Consider the following 15,028-nt stretch of genomic DNA (forward strand, 5'->3'; position numbering starts at 1 on the left):
CTCAGACGATTACATGCCCGGCGGCTTTCAGGCGTCGGGCGATTTCAGCGATATGGGCGGGGCCAACCTCGCAACAGCCGCCCACGATGGTGGCGCCTGCATCGATCCACGACATCACGTGGTCAGCATAGAGAGCGGGAGTGAAGTCGCGCCGGGCCGACAGGCTGTCGACCGTGGGTTTGTCTTCAAGAAAATCGGAGGTGATTTGCTCGAACCCGTTGGCATAGGCACCGATAGGCACATCCAGACCCTTGAGCCCGGCCAGTGCTGCGGGAATGGCCTCGGGCGCGGAACAATTGATCAGCACTGCACTGGCGCGGTCGCGTGCGATGGGTATTACATCTGCAACGTCTTCGCCCGAGCGCAGCTTGCTGCCGTCCCGATCCTCAACGGTGAGGGCCAGCCAAACGGGTTTGCCTGTTGGCACGGTCCCTGCGAGCACATCTTGCGCATGGGCAAGCGACGCTACAGTTTCGCAAATCAGCAGGTCACTGGAAGGGGCCAGCAGGTTCGCCACTTCTGCAAAAAGTGGTACGGCAACATCCGGATCCGGATGCAGGTCGGGCCGGTAGCTCGCACGCAATGGACCAATGGCCCCGGCGATACGGCCCGATCCGTGGGCGCGTCGTGCAGCTCGTGCCTCAAACAAAGCACTTTGGTGCAGGGCAGTAAACGCGCCCTCCACCGGAGTATCTGTCAGACGGTCGTGATGGATGGCGTAGCTGTTGGTGGTCGCTATCGTGGCGCCCGCGGCAAAAAAATCCGCGTGCACCTGCGTGACCAAGCCTGGATGATCCAGCATAATCTGCGTCGACCAAAGCGGCGTGGGCTTGTCCCCTGCGCGATGCACAAGTTCCTGCCCCATCCCACCATCCAACAGTGTGATCTCAGCCATCCGTCAGCTCCGAAAAAAATCCAAAATCGATCACGCCCGCAGCCGTTCGTTTTCAGGGTCCCACAACGGCTGGTCCGCCTGCACGACCGCCTTGTAGCGTTTGCCGTACATTTCGACCTCCAGCTCGGTGCCCGGGGCGGCAAGATCGTTGCGCACCACGCCCAGGGCGATAGATGCATTGATCCGATAGCCCCACGCGCCGGATGTGGTTTCACCAACAACATCGTCGCCATTCCAGACGGTGGACATGTAGGGCGAGTCCTGATCGCCCGCCTCGACCAGCATGGTGACGAAACGCTTCTTCGACCCTTGCTGTTTCTCTGCCTGCAGCGCGGCCTTGCCAGGGAAATCCTGTGGCTTGTCGAGACGCACGAAACGGTCGAGACCACCTTCAAACATGGTGTAGTCGGTCGACAGATCGCCCTTCCACGTCCGATAGCTTTTTTCCAAACGCATGGAGTTCAGCGCGTACATGCCAAACGGTGTGGCACCCGCGTCACGGATCGCCTCATAGACCTTGGCTGCCTGATCGGTTGGCGCGTGCACTTCCCAGCCCAGCTCACCTACAAAGGACACGCGGGCCATGACAACAGGCACGCCAGCCACCGTGGCTGATTGGTGCGTCAACCAGCCCAAGGACAGGTCCGCGTCCGAGATATCGGCAAACAGGTCCCGCGATTTGGGGCCCGTGACCAGCATGGTGGTGACCTCTTTGGACAGGTCCGTCAGCTCAACACCTTCGGGCGCACAGCTGGCAAGCAGTTCAAAATCGTGCCACTGCGCAACAGCAGCGGTCATGATAGTGAAGTCATCCTCACCATGCCGGATCATCGATACTTCGGTCAGGATACGGCCACGGCTGTCGGCAAAGTAGGACAGGTTCATCCGGCCCGCTTTGGGCAGTGCGCCGGTGATCTGTGTCCGCAAGAACTCTGCCGCACCCGCACCCTTAAGCGCGTAACGCGAGAAGCCGCACATATCGATGACACCCACGCCATCGCGCACGGCTTCGACTTCTTCCTTGATCCGGGCTTCCCATGGGCCGTTGCGATCCCATGTCTGTGTCGCCTCTTCGGAGGTGTCGTCGCCATCCTTGGCAAACCAGTTTGCGCGCTCCCAACCGTTGTAGGCACCCATCTGGCCGCCATCGGCTACAAGGCGATCGTGGTTCGGAGACAGCTTCTTGTTCCGCCCAGCGGGCCATTCGTGATGCGGGAAGTGCATCGCGTATTCGTGGCCGTATGTTTCCAGCGCTTTCGACAGGCAATAGTCGTGATCGGCGTGGTCGGTGTAGCGGCGCGGGTCAACCGCCCACATGTCCCACTCGGTCTCGCCATGCATGATCCACTCGGCCAGCGTCTTGCCTGCACCACCACCCTGGGCGATACCAAAGGTAAAGGAATGCGCCTCAAACGCGTTCTTCACGCCGGGCATCGGGCCGATCATCGGCAGCCCGTCAGGTGCGTATGGGATCGGACCGTTGATGTTACGGCCAACGCCAGCAGTGCCCAGTGCAGGCACACGTTCCATCGCGTCCTCGATGTAGAACTCAAGACGCTCCAGATCGTCCGGATAAAGCTGGAAGCTGAAGTCCTCTGGCATCGGATCGTCAGGCGTCACCCAATGCGCCTTACAGTTCCGCTCGTAAGGCCCAAGGTTCAGGCCGTTCTTATCCTGACGCAGGTAGTAGCTGATGTCCACGTCGCGGATCATCGGCATTTTATGACCCTTTTCCTTGGTCCACTCGGCCAGTTCGGGGATCTCTTCGGTCAGGAAATACTGGTGAGACATGACAACCATGGGCACAGTCCGGCCACCAAAGGGCTTGAACATCTCACCCACGCGCTGCGCGTAGTAGCCGGCACAGTTGGCGACGTATTCAGCGCGAATTTCGCCCTTCTCGGTTTTCACGATCCACTCGTCGCCATCGCGGTCGAGGCCAATGACGGGGCAGAAGCGCTCGATGCGCCCACCGGCATCACGCGCACCCTTGGCCAAGGCCTGTGTCAACTGGGCAGGATCAATGTCACCATCCAGCGGATCCCAAAGACCGCCAGCCAGATCGTGCGTCTCCATGAACGGGTTGAACTCTTTCAACTCGTCAGGAGTGCACATCTGCATCTCAAGGCCCTGGTAGCGGCCCATACCTGCGACCCGCTCAAACTCCTGCATCCGCTCTTTCGAGTGGGCGAGGCGGATCGCGCCGGTGACGTGGTAATTCATCGGGTAGTCGACGTCGTCAGCCAGGGTCCGATAGATCTCCAGCCCGTAGCGCTGCATGTTCATCACGGCCCAGGAGGACGAGAAGTTCGGGCAGTTGCCCGCCGCGTGCCACGTAGACCCCGCAGTCAGCTCGTTCTTCTCAAGCAGAACACAATCGGTCCAACCCGCCTTGGCAAGATGGTACAGGGTCGAGGTGCCGACGACACCACCCCCTATGATGACCACGCGGGCCGTTGTTGGAAAATCTGCCATTTGAATAGCTCCCTATTGGTCGTGTTGCGGACGTCCATCCGCAATGTCGTAATAGTCGCCCTTGTCGGCGACAAAGATGTGTTTTTCCGTGGTGATCCCGGTCGGCCCGTCCAATGTCCCCGACATGACAGACACGGCACCGCCATCGTCCTCATGTCGCCAGAACAGGGACGAACCGCAGTGGCTGCAAAAGCCACGTTGGGCCTTGGGCGAAGACTGGTACCAGACCAATGTGGCATTGCGCGTGATCACAAGCTGGCCGGGCGCCACTTGCGTTGCGGAGACATAGTGTCCGCTCGTCTTACGGCACTGGAGGCAATGACAAGCAACGGAGTTGCGCAGCTCTCCCGAAAGGCTATAGGCGACACCGCCACACAAGCAGCTTCCAGTCATCATATCAGGACCTCCCCGGTGTTGCTGACGCGCCCAGAAGCAAACCATAGACAATGAAACATGTTGCCATGACGCGCCGGAACCAAACGTTGAAAACCGCGCCGATGGCGGCGCGACCAATACTCGCGCCCAGTGCGGTGAAGCCTGAATAGCTGAGCGCGGTGATCGTCAAAGCCGTTGGAATGATCTGCCACATCTGATCCCAGACAGGCACGTCAGGCTGCACAAACTGTGAAAAGGCAGCGAGATAGCCAGCCACGCTCTTGGGGTTGATCGTCGCAATTGCGAAAGCCCGGGCATAAACGGATTTGCCCGATTGGACGGCTAGTTTGGGTGCGTTCCGGGCCGCAAGCCAACCACGAACGCCGAGATAAATCAGGAAGCCTGCTCCGATGAGCTTCGCCACGAAAAACGCAGTTGGAGACGCGGCGATGAGCGCGGTAATGCCCGCCGCCGACAAGATGAGAAACAGCAGCGCCTGCGTCAGGATCGCAAGAATGCTGGGGACCGACCGACGAAAACCCAGGGTCATGCCGTTGTTGATGCAATTGACAGCGTTTGGGCCGGGGGTGGTGACAAACACCACCCAAAACATCGCGAATATGGCCCAGGCTTCGAACGACATCAGTACACCGGCGGCGCGATAACCCAGATCGCGACTGCAGGCGCGTCATAGGGGTTTTTCCAACGAAAGGGCTCGCCACGGATCCGGAAGCTGTCGCCCGGTGCGATGGCATAGGTCTGGCCGGCAATTTCAAGGTCCAGACGGCCAGAGATCAGATATCCCACCTCTTGTGTCGGGCGGGTGACGGCTTGGGTAATCTCGCTGTGCGGCTCAAAGGTCGAATGCACCATCTCGAAATCATCTGTCAGGTCGGGCGACAGCAACTCTTCGACTAATCCCGCCGTACGTGATCCGATGGGCCGCCGTGCACCGCTGCGGACGACATAGCCCTCTTCGTTGGCAGGGGCCGCGCCCCGGCGAAACAGGGTTGATACGGCAATGTCCAACTCGGCCGCGATGTGGCGCAAATCGGTGATCGACGGCTCGGACAGATCACGCTCGACCTGGCTGACCCATCCCACGGATCGACCCAATGCATCAGCCAAATCCTGCAGTGTCAGCCCACGCGCCTTGCGCAAGGCACGCAGGTCCGCGCCAAGGCTATGGGCAATGGTTGGGTCTGATTGCAGCATGAGCCGTGAAATTCCCTTTCAGAATTTCACGTAAGGGAAGTCAAAATGAAAAATCAAGATAGATTTTCACGTGCGTGCAAAAACATTCCCAAGAATCACGGCCAATGCATCGGCATCGCCCTGTGTGAAGGCATCCGATTGATCACTGTCGATGTCGAAAACGGCGATCAGGTCTCCAGTGGCCGCCTTGACCGGCAGCACGAGCTCGGAGCGGGTGGAACTGGCACAGGCTATGTGGCCCGGGAAGGCATCCACATCCGCTACCAGTTGCACCTCGCCTGTCCGCGCCGCCGCACCGCACACGCCGCGCGAAAAGGGAATTTGCAGGCAGCCATGCCCACCCTGGTAGGGGCCGATCTTCAACATCTCTGGGCCCGTCACACGATAGAACCCGGTCCAGTCGAACCGATCGTCACTGTGATGCACTTCGCACGCAACCGTCGCCATCAAAGCGATCGGATCGTCCTCGTCTTCGGTCAGGCTTTGGATCGTTTTGGCAAGCAGGTCGTAATCTGGCACCGGTAGTCTCCCTTGGCCGGGAAGGGCTGGGGCGCTGCCCCAGACCCCGTCGTATTTTTAGTCAGAAGAAACTCAGACGCGTTCTATGGCGATCGCAGTTCCTTCGCCACCGCCGATGCAGATGGCCGCAACGCCGCGTTTGAGGTTCCGTTTTTCCAGCGCATTCAAAAGCGTCACGATGATGCGAGCTCCGGATGCACCGATCGGGTGACCCAGCGCGCACGCGCCGCCGTTTACATTCACCACATCATGGTTGAGGCCCATTTCACGCATGAAAGCGAGGGGAACCACGGCAAAGGCCTCGTTCACCTCCCATAAATCCACATTATCCTTTGTCCATCCAATGCGGTCCAACAGCTTCTGGGTCGCGGGCACGGGTGCAGTAGTGAACAGACCCGGAGCCTGCGCGTGGCTGGCATGGCCAAGGATGCGCGCGCGCACGGTCATGCCATGCGCCTCGGCTGCGTTTGCGGATGCAAGCACCAACGCGGCGGCCCCATCCGAAATCGAGGACGCGTTGGCCGCAGTCACAGTGCCCCCATCACGAAAGGCTGGTTTCAAATGCGGTATCTTGTCCGGTCTTGCGCTGCCCGGCTGCTCGTCTGTCTCTATAGTGACCGACCCCCTGCGCGTTGTGATCTCTACCGGGGTTACCTCGCCTTCGAACGCTCCGGTTTGAATGGCGGTTTGTGCGCGGCTCAGGGATGCGAGTGCAAATTCATCCTGTACCTCGCGCGTGAACTGGTAGGTCTCGGCACAGTCTTCGGCAAAAGTGCCCATCAAACGACCCTTGTCATAGGCATCTTCGAGACCATCCAGAAACATGTGATCAATCACTTGCCCATGGCCCAAACGCGCGCCACCTCGCATCTTGGGCAGCATGTAGGGTGCGTTTGTCATGCTCTCCATGCCACCGGCCACCATGGTATCAGCGTGGCCCAGCGCGATCTGGTCAAAGGCCATCATAGCCGCCTTCATTCCCGAGCCGCACATCTTGTTCAGAGTGGTCGCGGGTACGTCCTCTGCCAATCCGGCTGCAAAGCCAGCCTGACGCGCAGGGGCCTGCCCTTGACCGGCGGGCAGGACGCAGCCCATCAGCACCTCGTCCACGGTCAACACCCCGGCACCGTCCATCGCGGACTTGATCGCGATACCGCCCAGTGCCGCGGCGGACATGTCAGACAATGCGCCCTGAAACCCCCCCATGGGGGTGCGCGATGCGCCGGCGATCACAACTGATTTCATGCTCTTGATCTCCCGTTAGAAGGTAGCAACCGAATAGTAAGGATTGCGGCCTAGACAGACAATGTAACCAGAGAATTGCAAGAGGGCGCGCATGGATCTTCGCAGCCGATCAGAGAACAGCCTACAAGTGGTGTCCGTACATGACAGCCGCATCGACGCGGCGGTGGCCATCGAATTCAAGGAAGCGATGCGCAGCGCAACGGACAACGGCGACGACACCGTCGTGCTGGATCTGAGCGAAGTACAGTTCATCGATTCGAGCGGATTAGGTGCAATCGTCGCAGCGATGAAGCAGATGGGCCAGTCCCGCAAGCTCGCGCTCGCAGGCCTAACGCCGACCGTGGAAAAAGTGTTCCGCCTAACCCGCATGGACAGTGTTTTCCCCGTCTTCCCTACACTTGACGGGGCGATTGCCGAGCTGAAGACCTAACTTTGTCGACCCAGATGGAAGTCCGTTCGATGACCCGCACAACATTCTTGCCTGCATTTCACATTTCGGTGGTGAGTGGACAAATGGCCGTCAGAACGGCGCTTGGTCAGTTGCTTGACGGGCTGAAACCCCTGTCACTGGATGTGGAAGAGGCGGGAACGGTCGAGTTGGTCATGGCTGAGGCGCTCAACAACATCGTGGAACACGCCTATCCCACGGAAGAAGAATCCGGCCCGATTGATATCACCTGTTCACACGCACCGGACGGCCTTCATCTTACAGTTGTTGATTCGGGGCGCGCGATGCCGGATGGTCGGACACCCGTCGGTATTGCCGCGGACATCGAAGTTGACTTCTGCGACATGCCCGAAGGCGGGTTTGGCTGGTTCCTGATTAAGGATCTGGCCAAGGATGTGATCTATCAGCGGCAAGACAAGGAAAATCTATTGCAACTGCGGCTTGCTGTTGCGGTGGCATAGCGCGTCGGGAAAACGTCCCAAAGACTGATTTCGCAAAACGGCCCCCGGTGCAACACATTCCTGCCCGAATCCACTGACATACCGTCTGACGTAGCTGCAAATAGCTTCCCTCGGTGTCGCGTGTAATTGCCCCCACCCAGTGCGCGTCACCGAGGATCTTCTCCCCCAATCTACTGTGGACAAGACACCTGCGGCAGTTAGGTTGCCCAGTGCAATCAGACTATGGGGATTTTCATGCGCGACTTTCACCTGCCCGGCCGCTCACCTGTTCTGGCTTCATCCGGCATGTGCGCCACATCGCACCCGCTTGCGACGCAAACAGCGGTCGAAATCCTGAAAGCAGGCGGCAACGCCATGGATGCAGCCATTGCCGGCGCGGTTCTTCTCGGCATTTGCGAACCCCAGATGACCGGCATCGGCGGAGACTGCTTTGTCCTGTGGTCCGATACTGACGGAAAGATGCATTCACTCAACGGATCGGGGCGCGCGCCGATGGCATTGGACGCCGCAGACCTGCGTGCCGCGGGTGAAACCACGGTTCCGACCTACAGTGCACATGCGGTCACAGTGCCCGGCGCCATCGATGCCTTTTGTACCTTGTCCGACCGCGTTGGCCACTTGGGCCTGGACCACCTCCTTGCCCCTGCCATCCACTACGCCGAAACCGGTGTCCCCGTGGCGCCCCGCGTCGCTTATGATTGGGCCAATGACCAAACGGTCCTACAGGGATCAGCCCGCAACACATATCTGGTGAACGGCACTGCCCCAAAAACTGGCCAGGTATTTGCAGCCCCGCAGCAGGCGGAGGTCCTGCGCCGCATCGCCAAAGACGGGCGTGACGCCTTCTACAGCGGTGAGGTGGCCGAAGACATGCTGTCAACCCTGAACGCGATGGGCGGCATGCACACAGCCGAGGATTTTGCATCGACCGGATGCACCGACACTACCCCGCTAAGCAGCAGCTACCAAGGTGTGGATCTGATCGAGCATCCGGCAAACGGGCAAGGAGCGACCGCGAACCTGATGCTCAACATCCTCACGCATTTCGACATCGCGGATATGGATCCATGGGGCACCCAACGCGCGCATATCGAGGCCGAAGCCGCCAAGCTGGCCTACGACGCCCGCAACCGGTTCATCGCCGATGCCGACTATGCTACGCGCATCGATCACATGATGGCGCCAGAAACAGCGGCACAACTGGCCGCCATGATCGACCCCAGCAAGGCGATGCCAAACGCCACAACCCTCAGCGAACAGGTGCACAAGGACACGATCTATATCACCGTAGTGGATCGCGATGGCATGGCGGTATCGCTGATCTACTCGATCTTCCACGGCTTCGGATCAGGCATCGCGACCGACAAGTTCGGCATCCTGTTCCAGAACCGCGGGGCCGGCTTCACGCTGGAGGAGGGGCATCCAAACGAACTCAAGGGCGGCAAACGTCCCATGCACACGATCATCCCCGGGATGCTGGCCAAGGACGGTAAACCGATCATGCCCTTCGGGGTCATGGGCGGCGCGTACCAACCCAACGGGCATGCGCGCTTTGTCTCGAACCTTACGGATTTCGGCCTCGACCCTCAGGCGGCGATCGACTCGCCGCGCGCCTTTTCAGACGCGGGCAACATGAAGGTCGAGCGGGGCTATTCAGATCAGGTGCGGTCGGACCTCGGCGATCTCGGGCACAAGGTCAGCATCCCCGACACCGCCATTGGCGGCGCGCAGGCAATCCTGATGCGGGATGACGGCGTGCTCGAAGGGGCAAGTGATCCGCGCAAAGACGGGTGTGCATTGGGCTACTAGGCGCATATCGTAAGGCGGAGGTGTCCTCCGCCCCGCACGTCAATTCAGCTGGAAGTGCAGCGGGTATGACCCGTCCTCAAACGGACCGAACAGGTCGGGAATGTCGGGGTGATCAACCGGCTGACCGGAATAATCCGCGACCAGGTTCTGTTCGGACACATAGGCCACGTAGTAGCTTTGGTCATTCTCGGCCAGTAGATGGTAGAACGGCTGCGCTTTCTTGGGGCGGCTGTCCTCGGGGATCGCCTCGTACCATTCATCCGTGTTCGAAAACTCGGGGTCGACATCAAAGATAACACCGCGAAACGGGTGTTTCTTGTGGCGGACAACTTGGCCCAGATGATATTTTGCGCGTGTTCTTAGCATGACATTGCGCCCCCTAAGGCACGTGACTACACGGTGCAAGGGACACTTGTCCAATAATTGAGCACAATTTCGCTGGAAACAGTCTGTGAACATTACCTTAACAGTCCTGCAAATCGTGGCCCCCGTCTTTCTGCTCGCGGGCATTGGATTCACCTGGGTGAAGATCGGGCTCGAATACCGTATTCAGTTCGTCACCCAGCTGGCCATGACCCTCTCATTGCCCTGCCTGATCTTCGTTTCGCTCATGCAAACAGAGATTGATCCCGTTGCTTTGGGCAAGCTGTCTGTGGCATCGGTTGTGACCTACGGGGCGGTCACCCTTGTCATGTTGGCAGTGGTTCGGATCGCACACCTGAACACACGCACATACGCCGCCCCCCTGATCTTTGGAAACACCGGCAATCTGGGCCTGCCCCTCGCCCTCTTTGCCTTCGGGGATGTCGGGCTCAGCTATGCCATCATCGTGTTCGCCATCATGGCGCTCTGGTCTTACACCTATGGCATATGGCTCGTGGCGGGGACCGGAGCATTCGGCAAGGTACTGCGCGAACCCCTGGTCTGGAGCACTGTTCTGGGCGCGCTATTTCAGTGGCAGGGCTGGCAGACGCCAATCTTCCTGACCAATGCGCTTGATCTGATCGGACAGATGGCAATCCCGATGATGCTGATCACACTGGGCGTCGCAGTGGCGCGGTTATCGGCCAAGGGAATGTTGCAAGCCGTTACCCTGTCAGGCATCAAACTGACGCTGTGCACGGGCATCGCCTGGATCGTTGGCCGGTTCTTTGCCCTCGATCCCGTTGCCTTTGGTGTACTGGTCCTGCAAGTCGCCACACCCGTGGCGGTGACATCTTATCTGCTTGCTGAAAAGTATGGCGCACAGTCGGATAGGGTCGCAGGCCTTGTTGTTGCGTCAACTCTCATGTCAGTCGCGGCACTTCCCTTGATCCTTGCGTTTGTTCTTTGACAAAACGTGATTTCCACGCCGCACATTTTCCTGTAAACTCGCAAAAAAAGATAAACATAAAAGCGAGTGAGGCAGATGAGCAGACTCTTTCGCGCAATGGCTTTGGTTCTTTTGGCTGCCAGCTGTGGTGGCGGGTCGGGTACGGCCCCCAACCAGCTGGACAACGCCTGTTCCATTGTCCGTGAGCGCCCTGAATACCTTCGCGCCTTCAAGGCGGTTGAACGCAAATACGGCGTGCCGGTGCACGTGCAGATGGCGACGATCTACCAGGAAAGCAAATTCATATCGGACGCGCGGCCCCCGTACCGCTATGCAGCCGGGGTGATCCCCACGGGCCGCATCTCCAGCGCCTTCGGCTACAGCCAGGCCCTTGATGGGACGTGGGATGAATACCGCACATCCACCGGTAAGCGCGTGGCCCGCCGCGATCGCATCCGCGACGCGACAGACTTCATGGGTTGGTATATGGCGGAAACAAACGCACGGCTGGGCATTCCCCTCAGCGACACGCGCAACCAGTACCTTGCCTATCACGAAGGGCGCACGGGCTATACGCGCGGAACCTACCGCAACAAGGCATGGCTGATGCGCGTCGCGGGCGAGGTTGATGCCCGGTCCGATCAGTACGCGGTGCAGCTGCGGTCCTGCTAAAGCCCCGGTCTAGTCTGACGTCCGGCGCGGCGCATCAAACAGGCGGTTCGAGAGAGAGCCGCCTGTTTGCAGCTCACCCAGGACAACGGTCGTCTGACCACCACCACTGTCATTCACGACCCATTGGCGCAATTGCACCGGGTTGCCGGTGAATTTCATTTCGATGTTCCCGTATTCCGGATGCTCGGGATCCTGCGCCGTGACAACGGTCGCCGTGCCGTCAAAGTCATGGCCGACCACCATATTGGCCTGACCGAGATTCACATTCCGCGCGAGGATCAATGACAACGGCGTGCGGCGCAGCGGATAGGTTTCGGGCGGTTGATTTGATTTGGAATCGACGATGTAAACCGCGTTCGCACTCGCAATCATCAGCGTTTCATTGGGCGCGTTGTACTCAAATCGCATCTTGCCCGGCCGCTTGATATAGATATTGCCGGTGTCGACAGTCCCATCATCATTGACCTGCGTGAACGTCCCCTGCGCTGTCCGCAAATCGTTCAAATAGCTGGAAATCGCGTTCAACGGCAGCTTGTCCGCCCACGCGGCTTGCGCTGTTACAACCGCGACAGAAATCGCTGCAATCCGGGTCCATAGGGTCATACCGCCCACCTTTCACATCTTTGTCTTGGCGATGATATAGGCCGGGACGGCCTGTTATACGATATCAACAGGCCGTACGGTACGGCAGGTCCCCGCTTACCCTTGTTCGGGGACCAGAATTTCGCGCTTGCCCACGTGGTTCGCGGAACTCACGACACCTTCGTCCTCCATCTGCTCAACCAGGCGTGCCGCCTTGTTGTAGCCGATGGCCAGCTTCCGCTGGATGTACGAGGTTGAACACTTCCGATCCTTGATCACGATGGCGACAGCCTGATCGTACAGCGCATCCTCGCCATCCGTGTTGCCACCCAGCCCCAGAACAGCGTCAATGTTGCTTTCCTTGTCCTCGGGCGGTCCTTCCACAACGCCTGACACATAGTCCGGCGCGCCAAAGGCTTTGAGGTGGTTAACGATCTCTTCGACCTCTTCGTCGCTCACAAACGGGCCGTGACAACGCGTGATCTTGGCGCCACCGGCCATGTACAGCATGTCACCCATGCCCAAGAGCTGCTCGGCCCCCATCTCGCCCAAAATGGTGCGCGAGTCGATTTTCGAGGTCACTTGGAACGAAATCCGCGTCGGGAAGTTCGCCTTGATTGTCCCGGTGATCACATCGACCGAAGGCCGCTGCGTCGCCATGATCAGGTGGATGCCGGAGGCCCGCGCCATCTGCGCCAGACGCTGGATGCACGCCTCGATCTCTTTGCCCGCAACCATCATCAGGTCGGCCATCTCGTCCACGATGACAACGATGTAGGGCATCGCTTCGGGTGCGAATTCCTCGGTCTCGAATACGGGTTCGCCCGTCTCGTCATCAAAGCCCGTCTGAACGGTGCGGCTGAACATCTCGTCCTTCGCCAGCGCTTCTTTCACCCGGCCATTGTAGCCGTCGATGTTGCGCACGCCCATCTTGGACATCTTGCGATAGCGTTCCTCCATCTCGCCCACGACCCATTTCAGGGCCACAACCGCCTTTTTCGGATCGGTCACAACAGGGGACAGAAGGTGCGGAATGCCGTCATAAACGCTCAGTTCCAGCATCTTCGGGTCGATCATGATCAACCGGCATTCCTCGGGCGTCAGCTTATACAGCAGCGACAGGATCATCGTGTTGATCGCCACCGACTTACCCGAACCCGTCGTACCAGCAATCAAAAGGTGAGGCATCTTGGCCAGGTTCGCCACGACCGGATCACCACCAATATCCTTGCCCAACGCAAGCGGCAGCTTCTGGTTGCCATCGCCAAAGTCGCGGCTGGCAAGGATTTCGCGCAGCACAACCTTTTCGCGGTTCTCGTTCGGCAGTTCGATGCCAATCACCGACCGACCTGGCACAGTCGACACACGGGCCGACAGGGCGGCCATGGACCGGGCAATATCATCGGCCAGACCAATCACACGGCTGGCTTTCAAACCGGGCGCAGGCTCCAACTCGTACATGGTGACAACGGGACCGGGACGAACCGAAACGATCTCGCCCTTTACGCCGTAATCATCCAGCACGTTCTCAAGCATCCGCGCGTTTTCTTCCAACGCCTCGTCACTCAGGTGATGGCGCTGTACCACGCTGGGGCTTTCCAGCAGGTTCAGGGGCGGCAGTTCAAAACCGGGATGGGTGTCCTCAAAGCTCAGCTTGGGCTGTGCCTCCAACTGCGCGCGTGTGCTGGGTTGCACCGGCTTGCGGGCCGGCTGATGAACCACTGTGCGCGGCGCGGCCACAGGAATGACCGGGGCAGCTTCAACTGGTTCCGGAATGGGTGCGTCCAGTTGTTCCGGCTCCGGCGCGTACTCCTGCATGGGATCAGATGCATAGTCTTGGACCGGCTCAGGCACATACGCACCGGGTGTAGCCGTCAGTGGTGGTTCCGCACGACCAAGCGACGCGGCAGCGGTCAATGGCGGTTCCGGCGGCAAGATCGGTTGTGACGCGGTGTTCAACACCAGCGGATCCGGTCCGCGCCCACGGCCCTTTGTCAACGGTGCGACGCTTTCGGCCTGCACGGCCGGGTTCGACCGCACACGCGCCTTGATCACGTCGGCAATCTTGGTCTTGATCCGTTCGTCGCCGGGGCCTTCGCCCACATCCACGTCGCTGTAGGTCTCGATCAGTTCCTGCTCGGGCATCTCATCCGGCATCTGATCGGGGCGTTTGATCAGCGCAGGCATCCGCGACAACAGGCTGGGTCTGGCTGGCTCTTCGACAAGAGGCTCATCATAGGCAGGCATCGGCGGAACCGCAGCAGCATAGGCTTCGGCCTCTGCCGCCTCGGCCTCACGCGCCGCACGACGTTCTGCCTGACGCTCCTGCATGGTACGTGCCGCCTGCACCGCGCCGCTGGCACCACGACCCAAAACGGTCATTAACATGGCATAGACCACGACCAACCCGACCAGCAGGAAGCGGGCCAGACGCGCAATCTCGACCCGGGTAAAGCCTAGGACAAAAGCGCCAAAGACCACGATACCAATGCCCATCAGCAACGACATCAACTTGACAGTAAAGCTCGATCCAACAGGCAAAACCGTCAGGATAAAGGCCATGACAGTATCCCCGAACAGACCGCCCAGACCGAAGCCGTGGGTCGCCTGCCACACGTCACCCGGTTGCAGGGTAGCGGCATAGATCGACCCGAAAGCAATCGCGATGGGGGCAAAGATCAGACGACCCAGCGCCCGTTCGGTCCCCAGATGCAGCCCAAACCGCACACCCCACGCCATCAGAACGATGGCAATGCCAAACACGCCCCAGCCGCCGATCATGAACAGCGGCGCAGCGATAGAGGCGCCCGTGCGACCCAGCCAGTTCTGCACCGGCGCATCGGTCGAAGCCATCCAGTTCGGATCATCCGGCGTGTAGCTCAGCATCATGGCCGCAGCCATCAGGCCCGCGATCAGCAGGCCAATACCCACCAACTCGCGCCCGCGTTTTTCCAACGCCGCCTGCATTCCGTGGTCAAAAAGCGGATCCCGCCGTGTCTGATATGCCATGCTTCGCCTCG

The 15,028-nt window shown here is 59.6% G+C and carries 15 protein-coding genes; 5 read left to right on the top strand and 10 right to left on the bottom strand.

All coding sequences use genetic code 11. The features are described from left to right. Position 1: 1 nt before the first annotated feature. The 7 genes from Q1A75_RS15000 to Q1A75_RS15030 form a co-directional block, all read right to left on the bottom strand. Positions 2-895, bottom strand: a complete 894-nt coding sequence (locus Q1A75_RS15000; protein WP_299548960.1) for a homocysteine S-methyltransferase family protein — start codon at positions 893-895, stop codon at positions 2-4. Between the two features lie 30 nt (positions 896-925). Then, complete coding sequence (locus Q1A75_RS15005; protein WP_299548963.1) at positions 926-3,370, bottom strand: FAD-dependent oxidoreductase; 2,445 nt, start codon at positions 3,368-3,370, stop codon at positions 926-928. Between the two features lie 12 nt (positions 3,371-3,382). Further along, complete coding sequence (locus tag Q1A75_RS15010) at positions 3,383-3,766, bottom strand: GFA family protein (protein ID WP_299548966.1); 384 nt, start codon at positions 3,764-3,766, stop codon at positions 3,383-3,385. A gap of 1 nt (position 3,767) precedes the next feature. Then, positions 3,768-4,388 carry a LysE family translocator gene (locus tag Q1A75_RS15015; protein ID WP_299548969.1) on the bottom strand — a complete coding sequence of 207 codons (621 nt, stop codon included), beginning with the start codon at positions 4,386-4,388 and terminating at the stop codon, positions 3,768-3,770. Beyond that, entirely contained in the window at positions 4,388-4,960 is a 573-nt protein-coding gene (locus Q1A75_RS15020) for a helix-turn-helix domain-containing protein (protein ID WP_299548972.1), read from the bottom strand. The genes Q1A75_RS15015 and Q1A75_RS15020 overlap by 1 nt, the downstream gene beginning before the upstream one ends. Positions 4,961-5,026: 66 nt before the next feature. Then, positions 5,027-5,479, bottom strand: coding sequence for a GAF domain-containing protein (locus Q1A75_RS15025; protein WP_299548975.1), 453 nt, complete (start codon positions 5,477-5,479; stop codon positions 5,027-5,029). 72 nt (positions 5,480-5,551) lie between these two features. Continuing rightward, entirely contained in the window at positions 5,552-6,724 is a 1,173-nt protein-coding gene (locus Q1A75_RS15030) for an acetyl-CoA C-acyltransferase (protein WP_299548978.1), read from the bottom strand. Between the two features lie 91 nt (positions 6,725-6,815). Here Q1A75_RS15030 and Q1A75_RS15035 point away from each other — a divergent pair, with 91 nt between their 5' ends. The 3 genes from Q1A75_RS15035 to Q1A75_RS15045 all read left to right on the top strand — a co-directional run bounded on the left by Q1A75_RS15035 (position 6,816) and on the right by Q1A75_RS15045 (position 9,442). Further along, positions 6,816-7,154 (top strand): STAS domain-containing protein, encoded by a 339-nt coding sequence (locus Q1A75_RS15035; RefSeq protein WP_299548981.1) that lies wholly within the window; start codon positions 6,816-6,818, stop codon positions 7,152-7,154. 83 nt (positions 7,155-7,237) lie between these two features. Next, a complete protein-coding gene (locus Q1A75_RS15040; RefSeq protein WP_299548984.1) occupies positions 7,238-7,633 on the top strand; it encodes an ATP-binding protein in 396 nt (131 codons plus the stop codon). Positions 7,634-7,867: 234 nt separating this feature from the next. Then, the gene (locus tag Q1A75_RS15045) at positions 7,868-9,442 is read left to right on the top strand and encodes a gamma-glutamyltransferase family protein (protein WP_299548987.1); all 1,575 of its coding nucleotides are present in this window, start codon (positions 7,868-7,870) and stop codon (positions 9,440-9,442) included. Between the two features lie 39 nt (positions 9,443-9,481). Here Q1A75_RS15045 and hspQ read toward each other — a convergent pair whose 3' ends face one another. Further along, the gene (gene hspQ, locus Q1A75_RS15050; protein WP_299548990.1) at positions 9,482-9,808 is read right to left on the bottom strand and encodes a heat shock protein HspQ; all 327 of its coding nucleotides are present in this window, start codon (positions 9,806-9,808) and stop codon (positions 9,482-9,484) included. 85 nt (positions 9,809-9,893) lie between these two features. Between hspQ and Q1A75_RS15055 the strand changes: the two genes are divergently transcribed. Further along, positions 9,894-10,775, top strand: coding sequence for an AEC family transporter (locus tag Q1A75_RS15055; protein WP_299548993.1), 882 nt, complete (start codon positions 9,894-9,896; stop codon positions 10,773-10,775). 75 nt (positions 10,776-10,850) lie between these two features. Then, a complete protein-coding gene (locus Q1A75_RS15060; RefSeq protein WP_299202786.1) occupies positions 10,851-11,426 on the top strand; it encodes a lytic transglycosylase in 576 nt (191 codons plus the stop codon). Between the two features lie 9 nt (positions 11,427-11,435). Here Q1A75_RS15060 and Q1A75_RS15065 read toward each other — a convergent pair whose 3' ends face one another. Together Q1A75_RS15065 and Q1A75_RS15070 are read right to left on the bottom strand one after the other, a co-directional pair. Beyond that, positions 11,436-12,029 (bottom strand): outer membrane lipoprotein carrier protein LolA, encoded by a 594-nt coding sequence (locus Q1A75_RS15065; RefSeq protein ID WP_299548996.1) that lies wholly within the window; start codon positions 12,027-12,029, stop codon positions 11,436-11,438. A 96-nt stretch (positions 12,030-12,125) separates the two neighbouring features. Next, positions 12,126-15,017 carry a DNA translocase FtsK gene (locus Q1A75_RS15070; RefSeq protein WP_299548999.1) on the bottom strand — a complete coding sequence of 964 codons (2,892 nt, stop codon included), beginning with the start codon at positions 15,015-15,017 and terminating at the stop codon, positions 12,126-12,128. Between the last annotated feature and the right edge of the window lie 11 nt (positions 15,018-15,028).

This window comes from uncultured Tateyamaria sp. (assembly GCF_947504105.1).
In the GTDB taxonomy this organism is placed as follows: domain Bacteria; phylum Pseudomonadota; class Alphaproteobacteria; order Rhodobacterales; family Rhodobacteraceae; genus Tateyamaria.

Coding starts and splice junctions, on each gene's coding strand:
- Q1A75_RS15000 (WP_299548960.1), bottom strand. CDS start 895: ATGGCTGAGATCACACTGTTGGATGGTGGGATGGGGCAGGAACTTGTG.
- Q1A75_RS15005 (WP_299548963.1), bottom strand. CDS start 3,370: ATGGCAGATTTTCCAACAACGGCCCGCGTGGTCATCATAGGGGGTGGT.
- Q1A75_RS15010 (WP_299548966.1), bottom strand. CDS start 3,766: ATGATGACTGGAAGCTGCTTGTGTGGCGGTGTCGCCTATAGCCTTTCG.
- Q1A75_RS15015 (WP_299548969.1), bottom strand. CDS start 4,388: ATGTCGTTCGAAGCCTGGGCCATATTCGCGATGTTTTGGGTGGTGTTT.
- Q1A75_RS15020 (WP_299548972.1), bottom strand. CDS start 4,960: ATGCTGCAATCAGACCCAACCATTGCCCATAGCCTTGGCGCGGACCTG.
- Q1A75_RS15030 (WP_299548978.1), bottom strand. CDS start 6,724: ATGAAATCAGTTGTGATCGCCGGCGCATCGCGCACCCCCATGGGGGGG.
- Q1A75_RS15035 (WP_299548981.1), top strand. CDS start 6,816: ATGGATCTTCGCAGCCGATCAGAGAACAGCCTACAAGTGGTGTCCGTA.
- Q1A75_RS15040 (WP_299548984.1), top strand. CDS start 7,238: ATGGCCGTCAGAACGGCGCTTGGTCAGTTGCTTGACGGGCTGAAACCC.
- Q1A75_RS15045 (WP_299548987.1), top strand. CDS start 7,868: ATGCGCGACTTTCACCTGCCCGGCCGCTCACCTGTTCTGGCTTCATCC.
- hspQ (WP_299548990.1), bottom strand. CDS start 9,808: ATGCTAAGAACACGCGCAAAATATCATCTGGGCCAAGTTGTCCGCCAC.
- Q1A75_RS15060 (WP_299202786.1), top strand. CDS start 10,851: ATGAGCAGACTCTTTCGCGCAATGGCTTTGGTTCTTTTGGCTGCCAGC.
- Q1A75_RS15065 (WP_299548996.1), bottom strand. CDS start 12,029: ATGACCCTATGGACCCGGATTGCAGCGATTTCTGTCGCGGTTGTAACA.
- Q1A75_RS15070 (WP_299548999.1), bottom strand. CDS start 15,017: ATGGCATATCAGACACGGCGGGATCCGCTTTTTGACCACGGAATGCAG.